Genomic DNA, 18860 nt, shown 5'->3' with positions numbered 1-18860 from the left:
CCGTCAAGCTCTGGACAGGCAGAACGGGCGCACAGTGCTGCCACAAAGGTCCTTCGATGAGCACCTGACTCTGCAATGGGACGCTCGTGGTTGGTACCAGAGTCAATCCACGATAAACAACTTCGCGCCTGTGGTGCTGAAAGATCGATGCCCCTCAGCGTTGTTGCCCACCTGATAGCTCATCCCCGCTGTAAGCGTGAATTGGCGACCATCCTCCAGTTCCGTGTGCAACTCGCCTTCCAGGCACAACAGGATATGCCCTCTCCAGCACCAGTGATCGGCCAGATAACCAGGACTGTATTCAACCATCCGCACACGCGTCGAACCAAACTGACAGGTTCGCCAATAGGCAGTGCCCGTCTGTCCGGCGTACTGGACAGGTTCGACAGTCGACCAATCGGTCGTACCAAAGGGAACATCCGTTAGATCCATGGGTGGCTCATCAATGACAGAGGATCTGTGGACCGTACCGCTCCAGTGGGATTCTCGATAGATACAGATGCTCCGCATTTAGGAGATACAGGCGCCCATCCAAGCTTGCAATCACTGACTCAAATGGATGCCGCTACGCCCATGCCAATCAAGCCCTGCGCGTGGAGCAATACTCCACAATGAGCTGAGTGACCGCTGCCACCATCGCCTGATCCGCGTCAGGTGAGGCGAACAGCCGACATTGCGCATCCGGCAATGCCGGCAATCCTTGTTCAGCCCCGATAACCGCCAGCCCCTGCCCCAACTGACTGAGAGGCATGGGCGCTATCGCGAAGCCTGCCAGTGCCGCCGCCCGCAACCCGGCGGTGCTGCTGCACAACATTGCCGTGCGTTGGGCGATGCCCGCCTGCGCCAGTCTCGTCAGCGCAGCTTCGCGATAAGGGCACGGCGCGGGGAACAGGGCCAGCGGCAACGGCGTCGGTAACCGGGTGACGGGTTGCGCCGACCACGCCCACACCAGCGGCTCCTGCCACAGCAGCAACCCCGCTTCGCTGGTTTCGCACAACGAACCGATGACCACGTCCAGTTGCCCTTGCTTCATCAGCGCCAGCAACGAACCGGGGATGTTCACCTGCACCTCGATTTCCATCCCGGGGTACTGCGCCGCGAAATCCTGAACAGTGCGCAGCAATCGAGACTCGACAAAATCTTCGGACAACCCGATCCGCAACCGCCCGTGAAACGGTGTGCGTGTCAGGTCAGTCCAGGCATCACGGTTCAGCGTGAGGATCGTGCGTGCGTAAGCGACCAGGCGCTCGCCATCGGCCGTCAGTTGCTGGGAACGGGTGGTACGCGTCAACAGCGGCTTACCAATCTGCTCTTCCAATCGCCGCACATGACCACTGACCGCCGACTGAGTCAGGTGCAGCTTCTGGGCGGCACGGCTGAAGCCGTCTTCATCGACGACCGTGACAAATGTCTTGAGCAGCAACGTGTCGAACATAGTTTTATTCGTGATTAATCTAGTTGGAATTTACGATTTATATTTCAAATACAACTATGTTGCAATGCGTCACCTGCCCCGCCCTCATCATTCAAGGTGTGCCATGACAACCCTTCTGCATATTCAATGCTCTCCACGCAAACAGCGCTCGGCTTCCCTCGAAGTCGCTCGCAGTTTCATTGCGCGTTATCAAGCAAACACCCCGGACACAGAAATCGTCACCCTCGACCTCTGGAACATGGCGCTGCCGGAATTTGATGATGTGGCGATGGAGGCCAAATACGCCGGGCTCAGTGGCACGCCGTTGACCACAGCGCAACAGGAGGCCTGGAACACGTTGAAAGAACTGGCTGCGCACCTGCACCGCGCCGATGTACTGGTGATGTCCGTACCGCTGTGGAATTTCAGCATCCCTTACAAACTCAAGCACTTCATCGACCTGATTTCGCAGAAGGACATCCTGTTCAGCGTTGACCCGGAACGCGGTCTGGAAGGCATGCTGCACAACAAACGCGCCGTGGTGATGTACGCCCGCGGCCTGGATTTTTCGGCGCAGTCGATCACACCGGCGGAGCGCTTCGACTTTCAGAAGCCCTACGTGGAAGCCTGGCTGAGATTTATCGGCGTCACGGATGTGCATTCGGTGATTGTGGAGAAAACCATCCTGGGGGAAGACGTTGACCTGCGCGCGCGTGAGGCTGCGACTCAGCAGGCCAGGCGTCTGGCAGACCGCTTCATCCCCTCCCCCGCAATAATGGCAGCAGGTATCTGAGGGTTTTGAAGCACGGCCTGCGAGACCTAACCTCTTATGGCCGTTCTCTGCTGTCCGAACAGGTCGACTGGCACGATTTGATGCCGAGCAACGTATAGACAGGGCAGAAACGGAAAATACCAGTGGCCAGCGGCACTAAACCTATCCAGCCCCATACGCCGATCACCCCGGACAGACTAAGGCCAATGAGAAGCAGACCGGCGACAATGCGCAGGGTTCGATCAATGGTTCCGACATTCGCTTTCATGGCGATCTCCCGATCAATGGTTGCGCCGGGTCTCCAGCGCAGTAAACAACAACATGCCGGCCAGCATGGCCAACATGAATAGGATTATTTGCCAGCGTCCTGTCAGCAGAATGGCCACTGCGGGGCCAGGACAAATGCCTGCTATTCCCCAGCCGATGCCAAACAACAGGCTCCCGCCAATCAGGCGTGGGTCCAACTCACGTTTGATCGGTAGCTGCATTGGCTTTCCCAGCAGCGAACTGGATTGCCGGCGTGCCCAGGTCAGCGGGCCAATGGCTATGCCGATTGCGCCGACCATGACCAACGCCAAGGAAGGGTCCCAGGCACCGGTCAGATCCAGAAAAGCGAGTACTTTGCTCGGGTTGGCCATGCCTGCCAGAAGCAGACCCAAGCCGAACAGCAGACCTGCAATGAATGCACTCAGTTTGGTCATGTCCAACCTCCCAGAAGATGACGCAGGACAAACACTGTGGCGAAACCACTGAACATGAAGCACGCAGTGGCAACCATCGATCGCGGCGAAAGGCGCGATATGCCGCACACCCCATGGCCACTGGTGCAACCTGAACCGTATCGTGTGCCGATGCCCACCAATACACCGGCGGCGATCAGCCCGAACCAGCCAGTTTTGAATTCGATCTGCGGCAGCGTGGCGAACAAGCCCCATAGAATCGGTGCGATGAGCAGGCCCAGGAGAAAAAGTGCTTTCTCACTCACCCCCTCGCTCCCACGCTGTAAAAGACTGCCGATCAGACCGCTGATGCCTGCGATACGCCCGTTGGCGACGACGAATAGACTGGCCGCCAAGCCAATCAGTGCGCCACCGGCAAGGGATGACCAAGGGGTGAAGTTGAGCCAGTCGACATTCATGAAGATTCTCCGGCACGAAATGGTTGATAGAGGGTGTGGATGACTGCCAATGCAGCGGGATTGCCGATGCGATCGAACACCTGCTTTGCGTCACGGCGACGTATGCACATGACTAAATAGCTTTCACTAGCAAGGCCACCGCCACCACCATGGAAACTGCGGCGAAGCCTTTTTGTAAGTGTGGACCCGCCAGCCGTGCAGCGATCAGACGTCCGCACACCATTCCGACCAATGCGCCAATGGAAAACGGAAGGGCGACCGCCCACTGCAAATGCCCGGCTGCGGAGCTTGCAGCAACGCCGGAAATGGAAACCAGCGCAATAACGGCAAGAGACGTTGCAAGCACCGACTGCGCTGTCAAATTGGTGTATCGCTGGAGTGCCGGCACCATCACAAAGCCACCGCCCACGCCGAGCAAGCCGGAAAGCCCGCCCGCGACAATGCCGGAAACGGTGAGTGCCCATGCACACGGCCCCGTCCAGTTAATCTTTCCTCGGTTCACGTCCAATAGACAAGGCGGTGGTTTGGATGTGACGGGGGTCTTCGACTCCGTGGAGGGAGTGAGCGATCGTCGATAGACCCGGAACGCAACGTACATCAGCACGAAGGCAAACATGATCGTCAACGGACGGTTAGGCGTGCGTTGCGCCAGCCAAAGGCCAAGTGGAGAACAGACGATCCCCGCGCCTGCAACTAAAAGCGCCGCTTTATAGCGGACGGTGCCGTTTTTGAGTCCCATTACGGCACCCAGGGTCGCGGCTAAACCGACAGCCAGTAAACCGATTGGCCCTGCCTCGGCCATGCTCAATCCCACTCCAAACACCAGTAACGGAACAGCCAGTATTCCTCCACCGGCGCCGGTCAGCGCCAGAATGACGCCAACAGTAAGCCCGAGCAGTAAGACGACGGTCATCTCAGTCTCCTTGCTTTCAGGTCTGATTTCATACGTCAGCCAACTCAGGTTTCGCCATCCACTCGTGGCCCTTGAGCATTCCCTTCCAATACAGCGGTGGAAGAATCCGCTCTTTGAGCAGCCATGCCAGCCTCGATGGCCGGGTACCGTCAATCAGCCAGGATGGAAAGCTGGGGGCGACCTTGCCGCCATAGGTGAACTCAGCCAATACGATCTTGCCGCGTTCAACCGTCAGCGGGCAGGAGCCGTAACCGTCGTAATGGGCACTGCCTTTGGCTTTACCCATTGCGGCCAACACATTATGGGCAACGACTGGCGCCTGCTTGCGTGCTGCAGCCGCGGTCTTGGCGTTGCTGGTGTTGGTGGCGTCGCCCAGCGCGTGAATATTGACCCAGGTTTTATGCCGCAGCGTGGCTGGGTCGACATCAATCCAGCCCGCCGCGTCAGCGAGAGGGCTGACGCGAATGAAATCGGGTGCAATCTGCGGTGGCACCACATGAAGTAGATCGAAGTCGCGCGTAACAAGATGGGCGCTGCCATCCGGCTTGACGCAGTTGAACGTTGCAGTCCGTGCAGGCCCATTCACGCTGGTGAGTGTGTTGCCGAAATTCAGGTCGATACCATAGGCCTTGATGTATTCCATCAGTGCGGGCACGTAGTCGGGAACTCCGAACAGCACCGCGCCGGCGCTGCAAAACTCGATCTCGACCTTGTCCAATACACCGGTACGTTTCCAATGATCGGCAGATAAGTACATGGCTTTTTGCGGCGCCCCGGCACATTTGATCGGCATGGGCGGTTGCGTGAAAATGGCTCGGCCACCACGCAGTTGCTGCACCAGTTCCCACGTATAGGGGGCAAGCTGATACAGGTAGTTTGAAGTCACGCCGTTGCGGCCAAGGGTGTCCGACAAACCTTCGATTGCATGCCAATTGAGCTTGAGACCAGGGCACACGATCAGTTGCTCGTATTTGACGACTCTGCACCCATCAAGAATGACGGCATTTCTCTCGGGTTCGAAAGCGGCGACCGCCGACTTGATCCAATGCACACCGCGAGGGATGGTCGAGCCCATCGTTCGGGCAGTTTGTGGCGCATCGAAGACTCCACAGCCGACCAGTGTCCAGCCAGGCTGGTAGTAGTGCACATCGGCCGGGTCGATGATGGCAACGTCGAGTCCGGGTTCTCGTGCCAGCAAACTGGAAGCGGTCGCGATACCTGCCGCACCGCCCCCGATAATGACCACGGTATGCTGCGCCTCGGCCACTTCGACCGGCGTGCGCCCCTGATTCGCGATCCGGCGAATGACGCCTTTCATATCGAACCCGGCTTTTTTGGCGGTCTCGACGATCTGTGGCAGGGGTTGCTGGCCCGCTTGTGACAGTGCCCACATCGTTGTCGAGCGCATGCCGGAACGGCAATAGGCCAACACCGGCTTTGGCAGTGTTTCAAGGAGCTTGCCAAAGGCAATACCTTGCTCGTCAGTGACTTTGCCTGACTCTGCGGGGAGGTAGTGCGCCTCGATGCCGGCCGCTTCGGCGGCTCGTTTGATTTCGGCAAACAAGGGCTGATCACTGCCTTCGCCATCGGGACGGTTACACACGACGGTGCGAAAACCGGCTTCTTTGAGTTCAGCCAATTGGTTGGGGAAAATCTGTTCTGATACCGACAGTCCGGGCGCAAGGTGGCGAATGTCCATAAGGATCTCCGTTATGGGTATTTTTCTTATGCGTTTTCTGGGAAAGGCAACGTCAGGCGACGTTGAGCGGGATTTTCAGGTAGCGCGTTCCGTTCGCTTCAGGCTCGGGCAAGTGCCCTGCTCGCATGTTGACCTGAACCGATGGCAGGATGAGTGTCGGCATTTCCAACGATGCATCACGCTTTGTGCGCATCGCCACAAACTCCTCTTCGCTGATGCCATTACGCACATGAACGTTGTGCGCGCGCTGGTCTGCAACGGTGCTGACGAACTGCACCTCGCGGCCACCCGGCTGGTAGTCGTGACACATGTACAGCAAGGTATTGGCCGGCAGACTCAGCACCTTGTTGATTGACTGGAACAACGTGCGCGCATTGCCGCCGGGAAAGTCACAGCGTGCGGTACCGTAGTCGGGCATAAACAAGGTATCGCCAACGAAGGCAGCCGTTTCGATCCCATCGCTGATGACATACGTCATACAGGCGGGTGTATGGCCGGGTGTATGGAGCGCGTGGCATTGCAGCGTGCCAATGGCAAACGGCTCGTCATTGACGAACAGGTGATCGAACTGGCTTCCATCGCGGGCCATATCGCGACCTGTATTGAACAGCGTGCCGAACACCTCCTGCACCGTAGAAATCTGACTGCCGATCCCTATTTTCCCACCGAGCTTTTCCTTCAGGTAGGGCGCGGCCGTCAGGTGGTCTGCGTGGACGTGAGTCTCAAGAATCCAGTCGACCCTCGCATTGAGTTCCTTCACCCTCGCAATCAACTTGTCGGCAGACGTTGTGCTGGTGTGGCCGGACTTAGGGTCGTAATCAAGTACGCTGTCGATCAAAGCGCAGTGGTGGGTCGCCTCATCCAGAACAAGATAGCTGACGGTATTGGTAGCAGAATCGAAGAATCCTTCGACGTGAAGTTTTACACTCATTGGCCTGTCTCCTTAGGGGGCTTTTACCAAGCCGCTCACACTGAGGCAGATATAGCAATAAGTCTGCCAAGCCCGACCCGCACAAAAATATGCTCCTACCTATTTGATTTTATTAAGTTTATTTTTTGCAGCATGGTTTGAGTTTTTCTACATTCACCTGGATTTACTGCCATTGGCAGTGCTTGTTGACAGAGGTGGCAGTGCCACAACAGGATGGATGGATTCTCAGGAGCCACGATGAAGATTATCCTGCCCGCCCCACCCCACTCACTCCCGCACTCGGATCAAGTGCAGTCACTTGTTTCGTTTCTTGAGTACGAACCCCAGCCGATGATCGTGCTCGATCCGGACTACAACATTCTGGCTGCCAACACGGCCTATCAGCGGCAGTTTGGCAGCGCTGACAAGCCCTTTATCGGCCATAAGTGTTATCAAATCTCACACCATTACGATGTCCCATGTGATCAGGCGGGTGAGAACTGTCCGATGAAAAAGGCGCAGGAAATGCGCGGACCGGATCGCGTTTTGCACATTCACCACACGCCTCGCGGTCCTGAGCATGTCGACGTCGAATTGCGCCCGATTCTAGATGAGCACGGTGTTATTACTGCCTATGTGGAGCGTCTGACACTGGTTCGCAGCGCATCAGCGCGGCCCAGCAACGAAGGGTTGGTCGGCCGTTCACCCGCCTTTAACCGTGCCCTGTCGGAGCTGCAGCGGGTGGCACCCTCAATGCTGCCGGTGCTGCTGCTCGGTGAGTCCGGTACGGGCAAAGAACTGTTCGCCCGCGCCGTACATGAAACCAGCGAGCGGGCCACTGGACCCTTTGTCGTCGTTGATTGCTCTGGCTTGACTGAAACGTTATTTGAGAGCGAGTTGTTCGGCCATGAAAAAGGAGCATTCACCGGTGCCACCATGCGTAAGCCTGGCCTGGTTGAAACGGCCCAGGGCGGCACGTTGTTTCTCGATGAGATTGGCGATGTTCCGCTGGCGATGCAGGTGAAACTGTTGCGCCTGATCGAATCGGGCACCTATCGCCGTGTCGGGGGTGTCGAGACCCTTCACGCTAACTTCAGATTAATAGCGGCGACCCACAAACCACTGGAAAAAATGATGGAGAAAGGTGAGTTCAGGCAGGACCTGTACTACCGCATCAGCGCCTTTCCCATTCAGTTACCTCCCTTGCGCGACCGAATTGAAGACATTGGGTTGCTGGTGAATTCATTTCTGCAACGCGCCGGTTCAGGCAAGCGCCGACTGACAATAGACGCTGATGCGCTGACGCAATTGCAGCGGTTTTCCTGGCCCGGCAATATCCGTGAGTTACGCAATGTTCTGGAAAGAGCCAGTCTGTTTGCTGACGATGGTGTGATTCGCTCCATACATTTGCCTCAGGTATCCGTGGTGGCATCTGCTCAGGCCTCTACTTCAACTGCTTTCGATGGCAGCTCGCTGGTACAGGAACTGGCTACTTTCAAAGGTACCCGCGCTGAACTGGCCAAGCACCTTGGAATTAGCGAACGTACTTTGTACAGACGATTGAAAGAACAAGGTTTGGCGTAGTAGTGAGTGCTCACACCGTAAGACTGCCAATGACTGCCAACCGTGGCAGATTGGCAGCGCACTGACCTGCCAACACATTTCACGCATCGCTGGATTATCATCTAAGCGTCTGTTTTAAAACGATAAAAACTTACTTCCCCCCCCTTGGCATGCCGTGTGCTAACTGCATAGTCATGACCATTTCCGACAAACGACTGCGACGCCATCTGCTCACAGCAGTAGTGATCAAGCTACTGGTGCTGACAGTGCTGTGGTGGCTGTTCATCCGGGATTCGCACGTCAGTGTCGACTCGAACACCATCGGAAACCGTTTCGGTGTACCCACCTCGACTCAAGGGGCAAGCAAGTGATTTCAGAACACCTGGTGGATTTGTCTCGGCTGCAGTTTGCAGCCACAGCGCTTTATCACTTTCTTTTTGTACCGCTCACGGTTGGCATGGTCTGGCTGCTGGTCATCATGGAAAGTGTCTATGTGATGACCGGTAATGTTATCTGGAAAGACATGACGCGCTTCTGGGGCAAGTTGTTCGGCATCAACTTCGCCTTGGGGGTGACTACGGGCATCACCCTGGAATTCCAGTTCGGTACCAACTGGGCGTATTACTCGCATTACGTCGGCGACATCTTCGGAGCCCCACTGGCGATCGAGGGCATGATGGCGTTCTTTCTTGAATCGACCATGATCGGCCTGTTCTTTTTTGGTTGGGATCGTCTGAAGAAAGAGCACCACTTGCTGGTCACGCTGCTGATGGCGATTGGTACAAACCTTTCAGCCTTGTGGATTCTGATCGCCAATGGCTGGATGCAGAACCCGGTAGGTTCAGAATTCAGTTACATCACCATGCGCATGGAGATGGTTGATTTTTGGGCAGTGGTTTTCAATCCGGTAGCACAGGCCAAGTTTGTGCACACCGTCTCAGCCGGTTATGTCACCGGTTCGATGTTTGTGCTGTCGATTTCCAGTTGGTACTTGCTCAAGAATCGTGATGTCGAGTTTGCCAAACGCAGTTTCCGGGTGGCGGCGGCCTTTGGTCTCGCATCAGTGCTGAGCGTGATCGTGTTGGGTGACGAGTCGGGTTACACGGTGGGTGAGGCGCAGCAAACCAAGATGGCAGCCATGGAGGCCATGTGGGAAACGAAGCCTGCTCCGGCGGGCCTGACATTGGTGGCCAGTATTAATGAAGCCGAGTCCAAAAATAACTGGGAAGTTGAAGTGCCGTGGCTGATGGGCCTGATTGGCACACGATCAGTCAGCAAGCAGATTCCAGGCATTCATGAGATCAAAGAAAAGAACCGCGCTCGAATTCTCCGAGGTATTACCGCCGTCAATGCCCTCGAAGCCGTCAGAGCCAATCGCACCGATTCGGCAGCTCTGAAGACATTCGATGAATACAAAACCGATCTGGGCTTTGGCCTGTTGCTCAAGAAGTATGTCGAGGACGTCAACCAGGCCACGCCGGCCATTATCGAAAAGGCCGTAAACGATACCGTACCGCGCGTGACACCTATGTTCTGGGCGTTCCGGATCATGGTCGCGCTAGGTTTTGCCATGCTTGTGCTCTTCGGACTTGCCTTTTGGAGCACCTTGAAGTCGACCTGCACACGACGCCGCTGGTTACTGCGTTGGGCGCTCTGCATGCTGCCTGCGCCATGGATTGCCTGCGAGCTGGGCTGGTTCGTCGCTGAATACGGCCGCCAGCCCTGGACCATTTACGGCGTGCTGCCGACCCACATGAGCGTATCCACGCTTAGCGTCAACAACCTCTATGGCTCGCTGGCGGGATTCATCGTTTTCTACACCGTGCTGCTGGTGGTTGAAATGTTCCTGATGGTCAAGTTTGCCCGTCAAGGTCCTGGCAGCCTCGGTACTGGCCGTTATGTACACGATGCCCATTTGAAGGAACTCCACCATGCTTGATTACTTCACCCTGAAAATTATCTGGTGGGTGCTGGTCGGTGTATTGCTGATCGGCTTCGCCATCATGGATGGCCACGACATGGGAGTCGGCACGCTGCTGCCCTTTGTCGGCCGCAATGACATGGAGCGGCGCGTCGTTATCAATACCGTCGGTCCGCATTGGGATGGTAATCAGGTCTGGTTCATTACTGCGGGTGGCGCATTGTTTGCGGCGTGGCCTGTGGTGTATGCCACCGCATTCAGCGGATTCTACTGGGCGATGATTCTGGTCCTCTGGGCGCTGTTCTTCCGCCCGGTGGGTTTTGACTATCGCAGCAAGATCCATAACTCCACCTGGCGCAGTACTTGGGACTGGGGACTCTTTGTGGGTGGAGCAGTGCCGCCTCTGGTGTTCGGGATTGCGTTTGGCAACCTGCTGCAAGGTGTGCCGTTCCAGTTTAACGACCTGCTGGTTTCGACCTACACCGGCAGCTTCTGGCAACTGCTCAACCCCTTCGCGTTACTCACCGGCGTTGTAAGCAGCGCAATGATCACCCTGCAAGGTGGTGCTTATCTGGCACATCGCACTGAAGGGGTTATCCAGGCGAGGGCAATCAAAGGCGGGGTGGGTGCAGCGATCGTGCTCGTGTGTTCATTTATCGTTGCCGGCATTTGGCTGCAATGGATTGATGGCTATCGCATTACATCGGTAGTTGATACGGCAGGACTGCCTGACATTCTCAGCAAGTCCGTGGTGCGCGAAGCGGGAGCCTGGATGGCCAACTATGGCCATTATCCTTTGCTGTGGCTGCTGCCCGCACTGGGATTGATCGGCGCAGCAGGTGCCGCCGTGCTGTTGATGGCGCGCCATACACTTTCAGCGTTTATTGCGTCATCGCTTTCAGTCATCGGTGTTATCTGCACGGCCGGCGTATCGATGTTTCCGTTCGTCATGCCGTCATCAACGATGCCTGCGGCAAGTCTTACCGTGTGGGACAGCGTCGCCAGTCACTTAAGCCTGGCCATCATGTTCTGGGCCGCGTTGATCTTCATGCCACTGATTGTGCTTTATACCTCGTGGGCGTATCGCGTCATGCGCGGCAAGGTCACCGTTGCACAGATCAAAGCCAACGAACATTCTGCCTACTAGTGCCGGCAAAGGAGTAATGAACATGTGGTATTTCGCCTGGATGCTGGGGGTCGGTTTTGCATTGCTACTGGCTATATTGAACGCGATGTGGGGCGAGAACGAAGTTGGCCGAGCCTTGAGCGACAACGACGAGACGCTGTCATGATGCCGCGCGTCGCTAACCCTCAACCAACCTCACACCTTCATTTGCCGAGTTTGGTGATCGCTTTAGCAATCATGCTCGCTTGTACGCTCTATCCTCCCATGATGGCCGCTCCTGACGGGAAGCCTGACCACGCGCTGGCTACAGCATTATTCGCAGCCATGAGCGTGGCCTTTGTGAAAGGTGTGGGTTTTGTCCCGCGGATGCTCGTCTGGCGCTGGCTTCTCTCAGGCTGGACTTGTTTCGTGTTACTTGCCGTTGCTGGCTGGGTAAAGTTTCTACAGTGAGGACTGACGACACGATTTGATCTGACTCTTCAACATAAGGAACTGAGGCCAGTCAGATCATGCTCAGATCGGCCAGCGCTGATGGTTATTTCGCCAAGCTAACGAGTGACTGCCGCCCTCCTGGTCCCCGCAAACGCACTCGTCCCCAGCCAGCGCCACAGGTTTTCCGCGTCCTTCACCGCGCCATCCACACGCAGCTCTTGCGACTCAAGCACCTCCCGCGGTGTGCGGTCGCCCGCCCATACTTCGGTCAACGCGCGCACGCTGGAGTCCACGACCAGCGTCAGCTCGCGGCCCGGGTCATCGCGGCATAGATCCGCCACGCCCTGCTCCACCACCAGCCACCACGCTTGCTCGCCGGGCCGCGCGTCGCGGAACGTGAACTGGATGACCACCGGTCGCGACGGAAACGTCTCAATGCGCACGAACCGCCGCACATCCCACATCAGCAGGCCGGCGTCGAGTTGGTCATCGCGCAGGCGACTGCCGATCCAGCGCGCTCCCCAGTGCCCCAGCGCCATGATGATGGGGCGCAGTTCCTCGCCCGCCGCGGTCAGGCTGTACTCCCAGACTTTGCCGGTGGCCGTGCGGTGTACGACGCCGATGTCTTCCAGATGGCGTAGCCGTTGTGCCAGCAGATTGGTGGACATTCGGGGGACGCCACGGTGCAGTTCGTTAAAGCGTTTGCTGCCGCACAGCAGCTCGCGCACCACCAACGGTGTCCAGCGCTCGCACAGGGCTTCAGCACCGCGGGCGACTGTGCAGAACTGGCCGTAGCTCTCTTCCATTGCCTGGACTCCGCAACTGCAACGCTTCACTTTTTGAACTAGCCCGGCCCCTTCGCCACGCGCACGCTCAAGCCTTCGAAAGCCAAAAGCCAATGGAGAACGCCATGACCAAGGTAGCCATCATTCAGCGCCCGCCCGTGCTGCTCGATCGCAGCGCGACGATCGCCCGGGCCGTGCAATCGGTCGCCGAGGCGGCGGCAGCAGGCGCCTCGCTGATCGTTTTGCCCGAATCGTTCATTCCCGGTTACCCGTCGTGGATCTGGCGACTGGCGGCGGGCAAGGACGGGGCTGTCATGGGCCAGTTGCACACGCGGCTGCTGGCCAACGCGGTCGATATCGCCAACGGTGATCTGGGCGAATTATGCGAAGCCGCCAGGGTTCACGCCGTGACGATTGTGTGCGGCATCAATGAATGCGACCGATCTACGGGAGGCGGCACGCTCTATAACAGCGTAGTCGTTATCGGTGCGGACGGCGCAGTGCTCAACCGCCATCGCAAGCTGATGCCGACCAATCCGGAGCGCATGGTGCATGGCTTCGGTGATGCATCCGGGTTGCGTGCGGTCGATACACCGGTCGGCCGCGTCGGTGCGCTGATCTGCTGGGAAAACTACATGCCGCTGGCGCGCTATTCCCTGTATGCCCAAGGGGTGGAGATCTATATCGCGCCCACCTACGACACCGGCGAAGGCTGGATCAGCACGATGCGGCACATTGCACTTGAAGGCCGCTGTTGGGTGCTCGGCAGCGGCACCGCGCTGCGCGGCAGTGACATTCCCGAGGACTTTCCAGCGCGTATGCAACTGTTTGCCGATCCGGACGAATGGATCAACGATGGCGACTCGGTGGTGGTCAGTCCTCAAGGCCGGATTGTGGCCGGCCCCTTGCATCGGGAGGCCGGCATTCTGTATGCGGACATTGACGTCGCACTCGTGGCGCCGGCGCGACGGGCGCTCGACGTCACCGGGCATTACGCGCGCCCTGACATTTTCGAACTGCACGTGCGGCGCTCGCCAGCGATACCGGTTCGCTACATCGACGAGTGAAGACAGGCATCCGTGCTGTATCGGCCATTGATAAAGGAGTCATGCCATGAGCATTGAACGGTCGTACAAAGGCAGTTGTTTCTGCGGCGCAGTCGAGTTCACCGTCAGCGGTGAACCGGCCGCAATGGGCTATTGCCATTGCGAGTCGTGTCGGCATTGGTCAGCAGGACCGGTCAATGCCTTCACGCTGTGGAAACCCGACGCGGTGCAAGTGACTCGGGGCGCCGACAACATCGGCACCTACAACAAGACACCGCGCAGCTACCGCAAATGGTGCAAGACGTGTGGCGGGCACCTCTTTACTGACCACCCCGAGATGGGGCTGATTGACGTGTATGCTGCGGTCATTCCGGATCTCGCGTACTCGCCGGGCGTTCACGTGCACTATCAAGAGACGGTGCTGCGGATCAAGGATGGATTGCCCAAGCTGAAGGATGTTCCCGGCGAGTCAGGGGGATCGGGGATCATCGTGGAGGAATAGTGCTGGCAAAAGAAGTGTCCGGGATTGCAGCTTATGCCGGTTGCTGCCTGATCGGCGCTCAAGCAGCGGCACAACTGAAAACGGGCACCGTAAAGGCGCCCGTTTTTTTCGGTGTAGTCGCGTACATCAACCGATACGGCTTCAACGCCCGGCCAGGCAGCAGACCGATTCAGCCTCGCGGGTCAGTACGGGTTTTTTGATCCCGAGGAAGTCGCGTTACTCAACCCTTTCGCGTTGTGATCGCCTGGAGTCGAGGTCGAAATCGCACCGGCTTTGGTGACGCCGCGCGCATCTCTGGATTGGGCGATGCCTGAAGTCGTTGAGCCTTTACTGCGATCACCGTTGCGTTCACTGCCATAGTGGTTTCCGCTTTCACCACGGTCGCGAACGGCCTTGCCGGCATGATCGCTGGACAGTCCCTTTCCACGGCCACTGCTGTCAGCGTTGCCGGCGTGACCGGACCCGCTGTGACCACCACCCGTGCCACCGCCATGGCCACCTCCATTGCCACCGCCGTTACCACCACCTCCTCCATTGCCACCGCCGCCACCACCACCACCACCACCACCACCACCACCACCACCACCACCCTCTTTCGCATAGGCGGAGTTCATGACGGACAGGTCAACGGGGAGCAATGGCGCAGCCGCAAGCATCAGGGCGCAGGACATGACAGCAAAAAGACTCTTGTTCTTTAAAAGCATGGTGGCTTCCGTAGGTTGATATCGCATGCCATAGGACGCAAGAATCCCATTTCGGTTCCTGGCCCTGCGACGGACGGACTGCAATGGATGCGGGCTCTGATCAGCATCAGAGCCTGGAATGAATCACGAGGCTTTTGTGAGTGGATTCCAATCGCATTCGCCACTCAAGCGCTAATCAAACGCACCGTTCAACACTTCATAAATCAGCCCGGTGGCCAGCGCCACCAAGATCAAATCGGTCCCCGCTTGCTGCCATTCGTATCCGTCGTAATGAGGCAGCCTGCCAACCAGGCGGCCATCCAGTTTTTTGGCAATGCCGGGGGGCAGCGGCTTACCGCGCGCGAGGTTCTTTTGGATACCCGGTGGTAACGCAGGGCCGGGGCTCCAGTAGTCCCGATAGCCGCCGACAATCCCCAGAATACTGTTGTGATTGATACTCGGGCCATGACCCCATTCGCCGCCCCCGGCGTTTTTGCCTTGGCCGGCCTGGCCTCCCTGGTTGCCATGGGCCTGGCCATTTTGCGGGTTTCCCTTGCCGTTCCCCTGGCCCTTTCCATTACCTGGATCGGCCAATGCCGTTGCCGAGCCGCAGACCAGTGCAAGACTTGTAACAGCGGCAATCAATGAGCGTGATGTGAACATTGGGTCGTTCCTTCAGTAAGGGGGAAATATCCCTCGTTAAAATTTAGTCGTTATTGAGGAGATTGGTTCCCTTCCCGTCGCCAAAAGTATTTAACCGATAACAATGACTTCAATGTCCATTGGTCGAAGCAGACTTGCTCTATAGATTCATTAAACCTATCTTCGAATCTACAGATTCAGAAGAGCTATTGAATATGGCAGTCCCCCTCCAGGAACAAGCCTTTACCAAAGCCCAATGCGTAACAGGCCTGCGCGCTGCCGTCGGCATCCTAGAAAAGTGGAGCGCCTCCAGCGATCAGGCCTGTCGCATCTTGCGCATTTCCCGCAGCACCTACACCCGCGCCCGGCAGCGCGATCCTTCGTGGTCCGTAGCGCTGGATTCAGACCAGATGCAACGCATCAGTTTCGTGCTCAACATTCACGCGGCACTGCGCCTGGTCTTCGACAACCCGGACAACGTCTACGGCTTCCCGTCGATGGCCAACCACAACGAGTTTTTCAATGGGCGCAGTCCGCTGGAGATCATGGCTCAGGGCGACATGATTTCCTTGTATGAAACCTTCAAGCGCATTGACGTGCTGCGTGGCGCGCAATGGTGACGGTGAGCGAACTGGCAGAACTGGCTGGCGAACAGCTGCAGGCTTATCGACTGGTCAATTCGAAGTTTCCACCGATTGCGATGTTTGATGACGTGGCGGATGCGGACGAGTTTGAGGTGCTGTATCAGATTCAGGCGCTGACCAATCCCCGGCTGAAAAATGAAGTGGGTCATCTTGAGTTGATTGCGCGGGATCAAATCCCGTTCGGCATCCCTGGCTGCTCTTATGCGACGGCACCGTTTACCCACGTCAACCCGGCGGGTTCGCGGTTCAGCGATGGTCGTTTTGGGGTGTTGTACCTGGCGGACTCCATGGACACGGCATTGGCCGAGGTTCGGCATCACCAGAGTCTTTATTGGTCAAATGTGCCGAGCCTCAATTATGAGCGGTTTGTGTTCCGGGGGTTGTCCTGCGCCTTCGTGGATGTGGCAATGAAAGACGCTGCTGCCATTGCGCTGACTGATCCGGTTTATGACCCTGACGACTACACGCACTCGCGGCGCTTGGGCAGGTCCGTCAAAGAGGCGCGCTGTCCAGGGATTCGTTACCACTCGGTGCGGATGCAAGGCAGTTATTGCTGGGCGCTGATGACGCCCAAGCCGGTTCTATCAATCATTCAAACTGCGCATTACGAGATGGTCTGGAATGGTCAGGTCACCAGTGTCAGCAAGATCAGCGAGGCTTGAAACGATCGTCTGATCGTTTGATCGAATTACACTGAAGCTGCGTTGCACGGGCCTGCCCATTGTCGTATTGGGCGGGCGTGATTTGCACCCAGGTTTACATCACTCCACGCACCGTTTTGGCGTGATCCGGATTTCCCGATGCAGGTTATCTCCCGTGAGCTCGTCGGCGCGCCACGCGGGTTCTTTGCCTGCGCTCAACTCGACAGGATATGGCCCGGTCGGTGCCAAGGCGGCCTGTGTCCGAGCGATGAAAGCATCGGTGCTTCGGGTGTCTGTGCCGGAAAGAGAGCCCGAGATCTTCGAAAAGTGCTTTGTATGCCAAGGCTTTGTCGAATTCCCGATCTTGCACACACGTATCGTAGACCGCGCTGTTGACAGGGCCAGCCTCCAGGCAGAGATCGCGGTAGACCGGGGTGACCGGTGGAGGCGGACTGGAACAGCCGGCGATGAGCACGCTTGCCAATACCGACAACCAAACCAAGAGCGACACGATGTGTGGATGTTTGAGACGCGCAGGTGTTGATGTGATTCAAAGTACCGTCCTTGGAGGCTGTGGCGAATTATGGTTGCGGTTTTCTATTGACCAGCGAGACGCCGCCGTCTTTACGTTTGATCGGTATCGGCCCGGATCACAGGCAGTTTAGGGATATGCGGTGTCAAGGAGCCGAAGACCGCGCGCTCGAAGCGTTGCGTTTTCGTCGTGCCTCTTCATCCTCCGCCAGTGCCTGACGCACCAGCGCCCGAGCCGCCCAAGCGGCGGCGTCGAGTGATTCTGCGACGCTCGCGCGGCTGATATCGCGCACGGCGATCAACGCCTCGGTGCCCATGACGATCGACAGCGCCTGCTTCAATCGCTTTCGCGCCCGAGGTGAGAGCACGTCCTTCAGCGAGTCGACAATCGGCTCGATGTAGCTCATGCGTCGGCCTGGTCGCAGTGCCTCACGGGATTCGTTTTCGAGCCACACCGTCATGAACGAACGCTCCATCACGTGCAGGCCGATCTCGTCGTCGATCAACAGTTTGTTCAGCGCGTTCGCCGCCAGACCGATGCCCTTTACCGGATCGTCCCCCGGCCGCCAGATCTGCTCCAGCGGCGTCATGTCTCGGTCTGCCGCCGTCTCGCTGATCAACGCCTCCGTCGAGGGAAAGTAGCGATACGCCGTGGCGCGCGACACCATCGCCCGCTCGGCCACTTGCGCAACCGTCGGGTTATGGCCCTCGTCGCGCAAGGCGATGGCGGCATCGATCAGCGCCTGACGCGTGCGGCGCTTCTGGTTGTCGCGGCCCTGATCGCCGTCTCCGCTGGACGGGCTTGACTTGGAAATTGGCATGGAGTAAATGAGATCCTGTCTTGTCGTGAGACACGAGTCTCATAATAGACACTCGATATCCAACCCACAAGAAGTCGCACGCAGGAGCGCCTGACGACTTCAAATCAATTGTTTGAGCAACTGAACGCGCCCCAGGGCGCATGAGGTGAATGCCATGAATCACACCCCCCGTTCCCGGACCTGGTTTCGGCTCGCTGCCCTCTACTTTGCCATTGGCGTGATGCTGGGCGTGGCGATGGGCGCTTCCGGCGATCATTCGCTCTTCGCGGTACATGCCCATATCAATCTGTTGGGATGGGTGTCGATGGCCCTGTTCGGCATCATCGGCACAGCCCACCCGTCCATCACCGAAGGGCGCGTGGCCGCAGCGCAGTTCTGGATATACAACGTTGGCGTCCCCCTGATGCTCGGCGCGCTGACGCTGCGGCTCAAGGGCTTCCCGTCAGTCGAGCCGTTGATTGGCGTCGCCTCGCTCCTCATCGGTTGCAGTGTGCTGCTGTTTGTGTGGCTGGTGTTCTCGCGCATCGGTGTGAAAACCGTGTACCTGAGCAGCCCGACAGGCGAATCGCGCCTGTCTTGACGCGCCAAACACATCCCCGCTTTTTCGGCAGCGTATCGGTCCGGGGTGACTCTGCCTCGGATCGATTGCTGCCTCCGACATGATCCGGCTGCGCTGC

Annotated in this window: 24 protein-coding genes; 12 read left to right on the top strand and 12 right to left on the bottom strand. The window is 57.7% G+C overall.

Annotated features, from left to right (window positions below; genetic code table 11):
• Positions 1–102: 102 nt before the first annotated feature.
• Together JIO00_RS11715 and JIO00_RS11710 are read right to left on the bottom strand one after the other, a co-directional pair.
• Positions 103–432 carry a DHCW motif cupin fold protein gene (locus JIO00_RS11715; RefSeq protein ID WP_010459253.1) on the bottom strand — a complete coding sequence of 110 codons (330 nt, stop codon included), beginning with the start codon at positions 430–432 and terminating at the stop codon, positions 103–105.
• Positions 433–580: 148 nt separating this feature from the next.
• Positions 581–1435 carry a LysR substrate-binding domain-containing protein gene (locus JIO00_RS11710; RefSeq protein ID WP_200668279.1) on the bottom strand — a complete coding sequence of 285 codons (855 nt, stop codon included), beginning with the start codon at positions 1433–1435 and terminating at the stop codon, positions 581–583.
• A gap of 103 nt (positions 1436–1538) precedes the next feature.
• On the opposite strand from JIO00_RS11710, the gene JIO00_RS11705 reads away from it, so the two are divergent.
• Positions 1539–2207, top strand: coding sequence for an FMN-dependent NADH-azoreductase (locus JIO00_RS11705; RefSeq protein ID WP_010459250.1), 669 nt, complete (start codon positions 1539–1541; stop codon positions 2205–2207).
• 34 nt (positions 2208–2241) lie between these two features.
• Here JIO00_RS11705 and JIO00_RS11700 read toward each other — a convergent pair whose 3' ends face one another.
• From JIO00_RS11700 to JIO00_RS11675, 6 genes are all read right to left on the bottom strand, one after another.
• Positions 2242–2454 (bottom strand): YgaP family membrane protein, encoded by a 213-nt coding sequence (locus JIO00_RS11700; RefSeq protein WP_010459248.1) that lies wholly within the window; start codon positions 2452–2454, stop codon positions 2242–2244.
• A 13-nt stretch (positions 2455–2467) separates the two neighbouring features.
• Entirely contained in the window at positions 2468–2887 is a 420-nt protein-coding gene (locus tag JIO00_RS11695) for a DUF6691 family protein (RefSeq protein WP_200668278.1), read from the bottom strand.
• A complete protein-coding gene (locus JIO00_RS11690) occupies positions 2884–3324 on the bottom strand; it encodes a YeeE/YedE family protein (protein WP_200668277.1) in 441 nt (146 codons plus the stop codon). The genes JIO00_RS11695 and JIO00_RS11690 overlap by 4 nt, the downstream gene beginning before the upstream one ends.
• 112 nt (positions 3325–3436) lie before the next feature.
• Positions 3437–4237, bottom strand: coding sequence for a sulfite exporter TauE/SafE family protein (locus JIO00_RS11685; RefSeq protein WP_083377057.1), 801 nt, complete (start codon positions 4235–4237; stop codon positions 3437–3439).
• Positions 4238–4265: 28 nt separating this feature from the next.
• On the bottom strand, positions 4266–5936 hold the full coding sequence (locus JIO00_RS11680; RefSeq protein ID WP_102594895.1) for a bifunctional protein tyrosine phosphatase family protein/NAD(P)/FAD-dependent oxidoreductase: 1671 nt from the start codon (positions 5934–5936) through the stop codon (positions 4266–4268).
• Positions 5937–5988: 52 nt separating this feature from the next.
• Complete coding sequence (locus JIO00_RS11675) at positions 5989–6867, bottom strand: MBL fold metallo-hydrolase (RefSeq protein WP_145309493.1); 879 nt, start codon at positions 6865–6867, stop codon at positions 5989–5991.
• 237 nt (positions 6868–7104) lie between these two features.
• Here JIO00_RS11675 and JIO00_RS11670 point away from each other — a divergent pair, with 237 nt between their 5' ends.
• From JIO00_RS11670 to JIO00_RS11650, 6 genes are all read left to right on the top strand, one after another.
• Positions 7105–8430 (top strand): sigma-54 interaction domain-containing protein, encoded by a 1326-nt coding sequence (locus tag JIO00_RS11670; RefSeq protein ID WP_042932153.1) that lies wholly within the window; start codon positions 7105–7107, stop codon positions 8428–8430.
• A gap of 149 nt (positions 8431–8579) precedes the next feature.
• Positions 8580–8780 carry a cytochrome oxidase putative small subunit CydP gene (gene cydP, locus JIO00_RS30140; RefSeq protein WP_331460111.1) on the top strand — a complete coding sequence of 67 codons (201 nt, stop codon included), beginning with the start codon at positions 8580–8582 and terminating at the stop codon, positions 8778–8780.
• A complete protein-coding gene (locus JIO00_RS11665; RefSeq protein ID WP_200668276.1) occupies positions 8777–10348 on the top strand; it encodes a cytochrome ubiquinol oxidase subunit I in 1572 nt (523 codons plus the stop codon). The genes cydP and JIO00_RS11665 overlap by 4 nt, the downstream gene beginning before the upstream one ends.
• Positions 10341–11477, top strand: a complete 1137-nt coding sequence (gene cydB / locus JIO00_RS11660) for a cytochrome d ubiquinol oxidase subunit II (RefSeq protein WP_172790709.1) — start codon at positions 10341–10343, stop codon at positions 11475–11477. Before JIO00_RS11665 ends, cydB begins: the two co-directional genes overlap by 8 nt.
• A gap of 22 nt (positions 11478–11499) precedes the next feature.
• Positions 11500–11622 carry a cytochrome bd-I oxidase subunit CydX gene (gene cydX / locus JIO00_RS11655; RefSeq protein WP_010459227.1) on the top strand — a complete coding sequence of 41 codons (123 nt, stop codon included), beginning with the start codon at positions 11500–11502 and terminating at the stop codon, positions 11620–11622.
• Positions 11619–11906, top strand: a complete 288-nt coding sequence (locus JIO00_RS11650; protein WP_010459225.1) for a cyd operon YbgE family protein — start codon at positions 11619–11621, stop codon at positions 11904–11906. Before cydX ends, JIO00_RS11650 begins: the two co-directional genes overlap by 4 nt.
• A 98-nt stretch (positions 11907–12004) precedes the next feature.
• On the opposite strand, the gene JIO00_RS11645 is transcribed toward JIO00_RS11650, so the two are convergent.
• Positions 12005–12694, bottom strand: coding sequence for a winged helix-turn-helix transcriptional regulator (locus JIO00_RS11645; protein WP_010459223.1), 690 nt, complete (start codon positions 12692–12694; stop codon positions 12005–12007).
• Positions 12695–12798: 104 nt separating this feature from the next.
• Here JIO00_RS11645 and JIO00_RS11640 point away from each other — a divergent pair, with 104 nt between their 5' ends.
• Together JIO00_RS11640 and JIO00_RS11635 are read left to right on the top strand one after the other, a co-directional pair.
• On the top strand, positions 12799–13740 hold the full coding sequence (locus JIO00_RS11640) for a carbon-nitrogen hydrolase family protein (RefSeq protein ID WP_154911633.1): 942 nt from the start codon (positions 12799–12801) through the stop codon (positions 13738–13740).
• A 46-nt stretch (positions 13741–13786) separates the two neighbouring features.
• Positions 13787–14221, top strand: coding sequence for a GFA family protein (locus JIO00_RS11635; protein WP_200668275.1), 435 nt, complete (start codon positions 13787–13789; stop codon positions 14219–14221).
• 182 nt (positions 14222–14403) lie between these two features.
• On the opposite strand, the gene JIO00_RS11630 is transcribed toward JIO00_RS11635, so the two are convergent.
• Entirely contained in the window at positions 14404–14925 is a 522-nt protein-coding gene (locus JIO00_RS11630; RefSeq protein WP_200668273.1) for a hypothetical protein, read from the bottom strand.
• A gap of 171 nt (positions 14926–15096) precedes the next feature.
• Entirely contained in the window at positions 15097–15567 is a 471-nt protein-coding gene (locus JIO00_RS11625; protein WP_145309503.1) for an anti-virulence regulator CigR family protein, read from the bottom strand.
• Between the two features lie 194 nt (positions 15568–15761).
• Between JIO00_RS11625 and JIO00_RS11620 the strand changes: the two genes are divergently transcribed.
• Both JIO00_RS11620 and JIO00_RS11615 read left to right on the top strand, forming a co-directional pair.
• Positions 15762–16166, top strand: a complete 405-nt coding sequence (locus JIO00_RS11620; RefSeq protein WP_200668271.1) for an antitoxin Xre-like helix-turn-helix domain-containing protein — start codon at positions 15762–15764, stop codon at positions 16164–16166.
• A complete protein-coding gene (locus tag JIO00_RS11615) occupies positions 16160–16852 on the top strand; it encodes an RES family NAD+ phosphorylase (RefSeq protein WP_010459214.1) in 693 nt (230 codons plus the stop codon). Before JIO00_RS11620 ends, JIO00_RS11615 begins: the two co-directional genes overlap by 7 nt.
• Before the next feature lie 656 nt (positions 16853–17508).
• Here JIO00_RS11615 and JIO00_RS11610 read toward each other — a convergent pair.
• On the bottom strand, positions 17509–18183 hold the full coding sequence (locus tag JIO00_RS11610) for a TetR/AcrR family transcriptional regulator (RefSeq protein WP_077750378.1): 675 nt from the start codon (positions 18181–18183) through the stop codon (positions 17509–17511).
• Between the two features lie 154 nt (positions 18184–18337).
• Here JIO00_RS11610 and JIO00_RS11605 point away from each other — a divergent pair, with 154 nt between their 5' ends.
• Positions 18338–18763 carry a hypothetical protein gene (locus JIO00_RS11605; protein WP_145309509.1) on the top strand — a complete coding sequence of 142 codons (426 nt, stop codon included), beginning with the start codon at positions 18338–18340 and terminating at the stop codon, positions 18761–18763.
• The last annotated feature ends 97 nt before the right edge of the window (positions 18764–18860 follow it).

Source organism: Pseudomonas sp. SW-3 (assembly GCF_016615645.1).
In the GTDB taxonomy this organism is placed as follows: domain Bacteria; phylum Pseudomonadota; class Gammaproteobacteria; order Pseudomonadales; family Pseudomonadaceae; genus Aquipseudomonas; species Aquipseudomonas mandelii.
This window is presented reverse-complemented; position numbering and strand designations above follow the sequence as displayed.

Excerpts from the sequence above, each read along its gene's own strand:
- JIO00_RS11715 (WP_010459253.1), bottom strand. The coding sequence starts at position 432 with ATGGATCTAACGGATGTTCCCTTTGGTACGACCGATTGGTCGACTGTC.
- JIO00_RS11710 (WP_200668279.1), bottom strand. The coding sequence starts at position 1,435 with ATGTTCGACACGTTGCTGCTCAAGACATTTGTCACGGTCGTCGATGAA.
- JIO00_RS11705 (WP_010459250.1), top strand. The coding sequence starts at position 1,539 with ATGACAACCCTTCTGCATATTCAATGCTCTCCACGCAAACAGCGCTCG.
- JIO00_RS11700 (WP_010459248.1), bottom strand. The coding sequence starts at position 2,454 with ATGAAAGCGAATGTCGGAACCATTGATCGAACCCTGCGCATTGTCGCC.
- JIO00_RS11695 (WP_200668278.1), bottom strand. The coding sequence starts at position 2,887 with ATGACCAAACTGAGTGCATTCATTGCAGGTCTGCTGTTCGGCTTGGGT.
- JIO00_RS11690 (WP_200668277.1), bottom strand. The coding sequence starts at position 3,324 with ATGAATGTCGACTGGCTCAACTTCACCCCTTGGTCATCCCTTGCCGGT.
- JIO00_RS11685 (WP_083377057.1), bottom strand. The coding sequence starts at position 4,237 with ATGACCGTCGTCTTACTGCTCGGGCTTACTGTTGGCGTCATTCTGGCG.
- JIO00_RS11680 (WP_102594895.1), bottom strand. The coding sequence starts at position 5,936 with ATGGACATTCGCCACCTTGCGCCCGGACTGTCGGTATCAGAACAGATT.
- JIO00_RS11675 (WP_145309493.1), bottom strand. The coding sequence starts at position 6,867 with ATGAGTGTAAAACTTCACGTCGAAGGATTCTTCGATTCTGCTACCAAT.
- JIO00_RS11670 (WP_042932153.1), top strand. The coding sequence starts at position 7,105 with ATGAAGATTATCCTGCCCGCCCCACCCCACTCACTCCCGCACTCGGAT.
- cydP (WP_331460111.1), top strand. The coding sequence starts at position 8,580 with ATGCCGTGTGCTAACTGCATAGTCATGACCATTTCCGACAAACGACTG.
- cydB (WP_172790709.1), top strand. The coding sequence starts at position 10,341 with ATGCTTGATTACTTCACCCTGAAAATTATCTGGTGGGTGCTGGTCGGT.
- cydX (WP_010459227.1), top strand. The coding sequence starts at position 11,500 with ATGTGGTATTTCGCCTGGATGCTGGGGGTCGGTTTTGCATTGCTACTG.
- JIO00_RS11650 (WP_010459225.1), top strand. The coding sequence starts at position 11,619 with ATGATGCCGCGCGTCGCTAACCCTCAACCAACCTCACACCTTCATTTG.
- JIO00_RS11645 (WP_010459223.1), bottom strand. The coding sequence starts at position 12,694 with ATGGAAGAGAGCTACGGCCAGTTCTGCACAGTCGCCCGCGGTGCTGAA.
- JIO00_RS11640 (WP_154911633.1), top strand. The coding sequence starts at position 12,799 with ATGACCAAGGTAGCCATCATTCAGCGCCCGCCCGTGCTGCTCGATCGC.
- JIO00_RS11635 (WP_200668275.1), top strand. The coding sequence starts at position 13,787 with ATGAGCATTGAACGGTCGTACAAAGGCAGTTGTTTCTGCGGCGCAGTC.
- JIO00_RS11630 (WP_200668273.1), bottom strand. The coding sequence starts at position 14,925 with ATGCTTTTAAAGAACAAGAGTCTTTTTGCTGTCATGTCCTGCGCCCTG.
- JIO00_RS11625 (WP_145309503.1), bottom strand. The coding sequence starts at position 15,567 with ATGTTCACATCACGCTCATTGATTGCCGCTGTTACAAGTCTTGCACTG.
- JIO00_RS11620 (WP_200668271.1), top strand. The coding sequence starts at position 15,762 with ATGGCAGTCCCCCTCCAGGAACAAGCCTTTACCAAAGCCCAATGCGTA.
- JIO00_RS11615 (WP_010459214.1), top strand. The coding sequence starts at position 16,160 with ATGGTGACGGTGAGCGAACTGGCAGAACTGGCTGGCGAACAGCTGCAG.
- JIO00_RS11610 (WP_077750378.1), bottom strand. The coding sequence starts at position 18,183 with ATGCCAATTTCCAAGTCAAGCCCGTCCAGCGGAGACGGCGATCAGGGC.
- JIO00_RS11605 (WP_145309509.1), top strand. The coding sequence starts at position 18,338 with ATGAATCACACCCCCCGTTCCCGGACCTGGTTTCGGCTCGCTGCCCTC.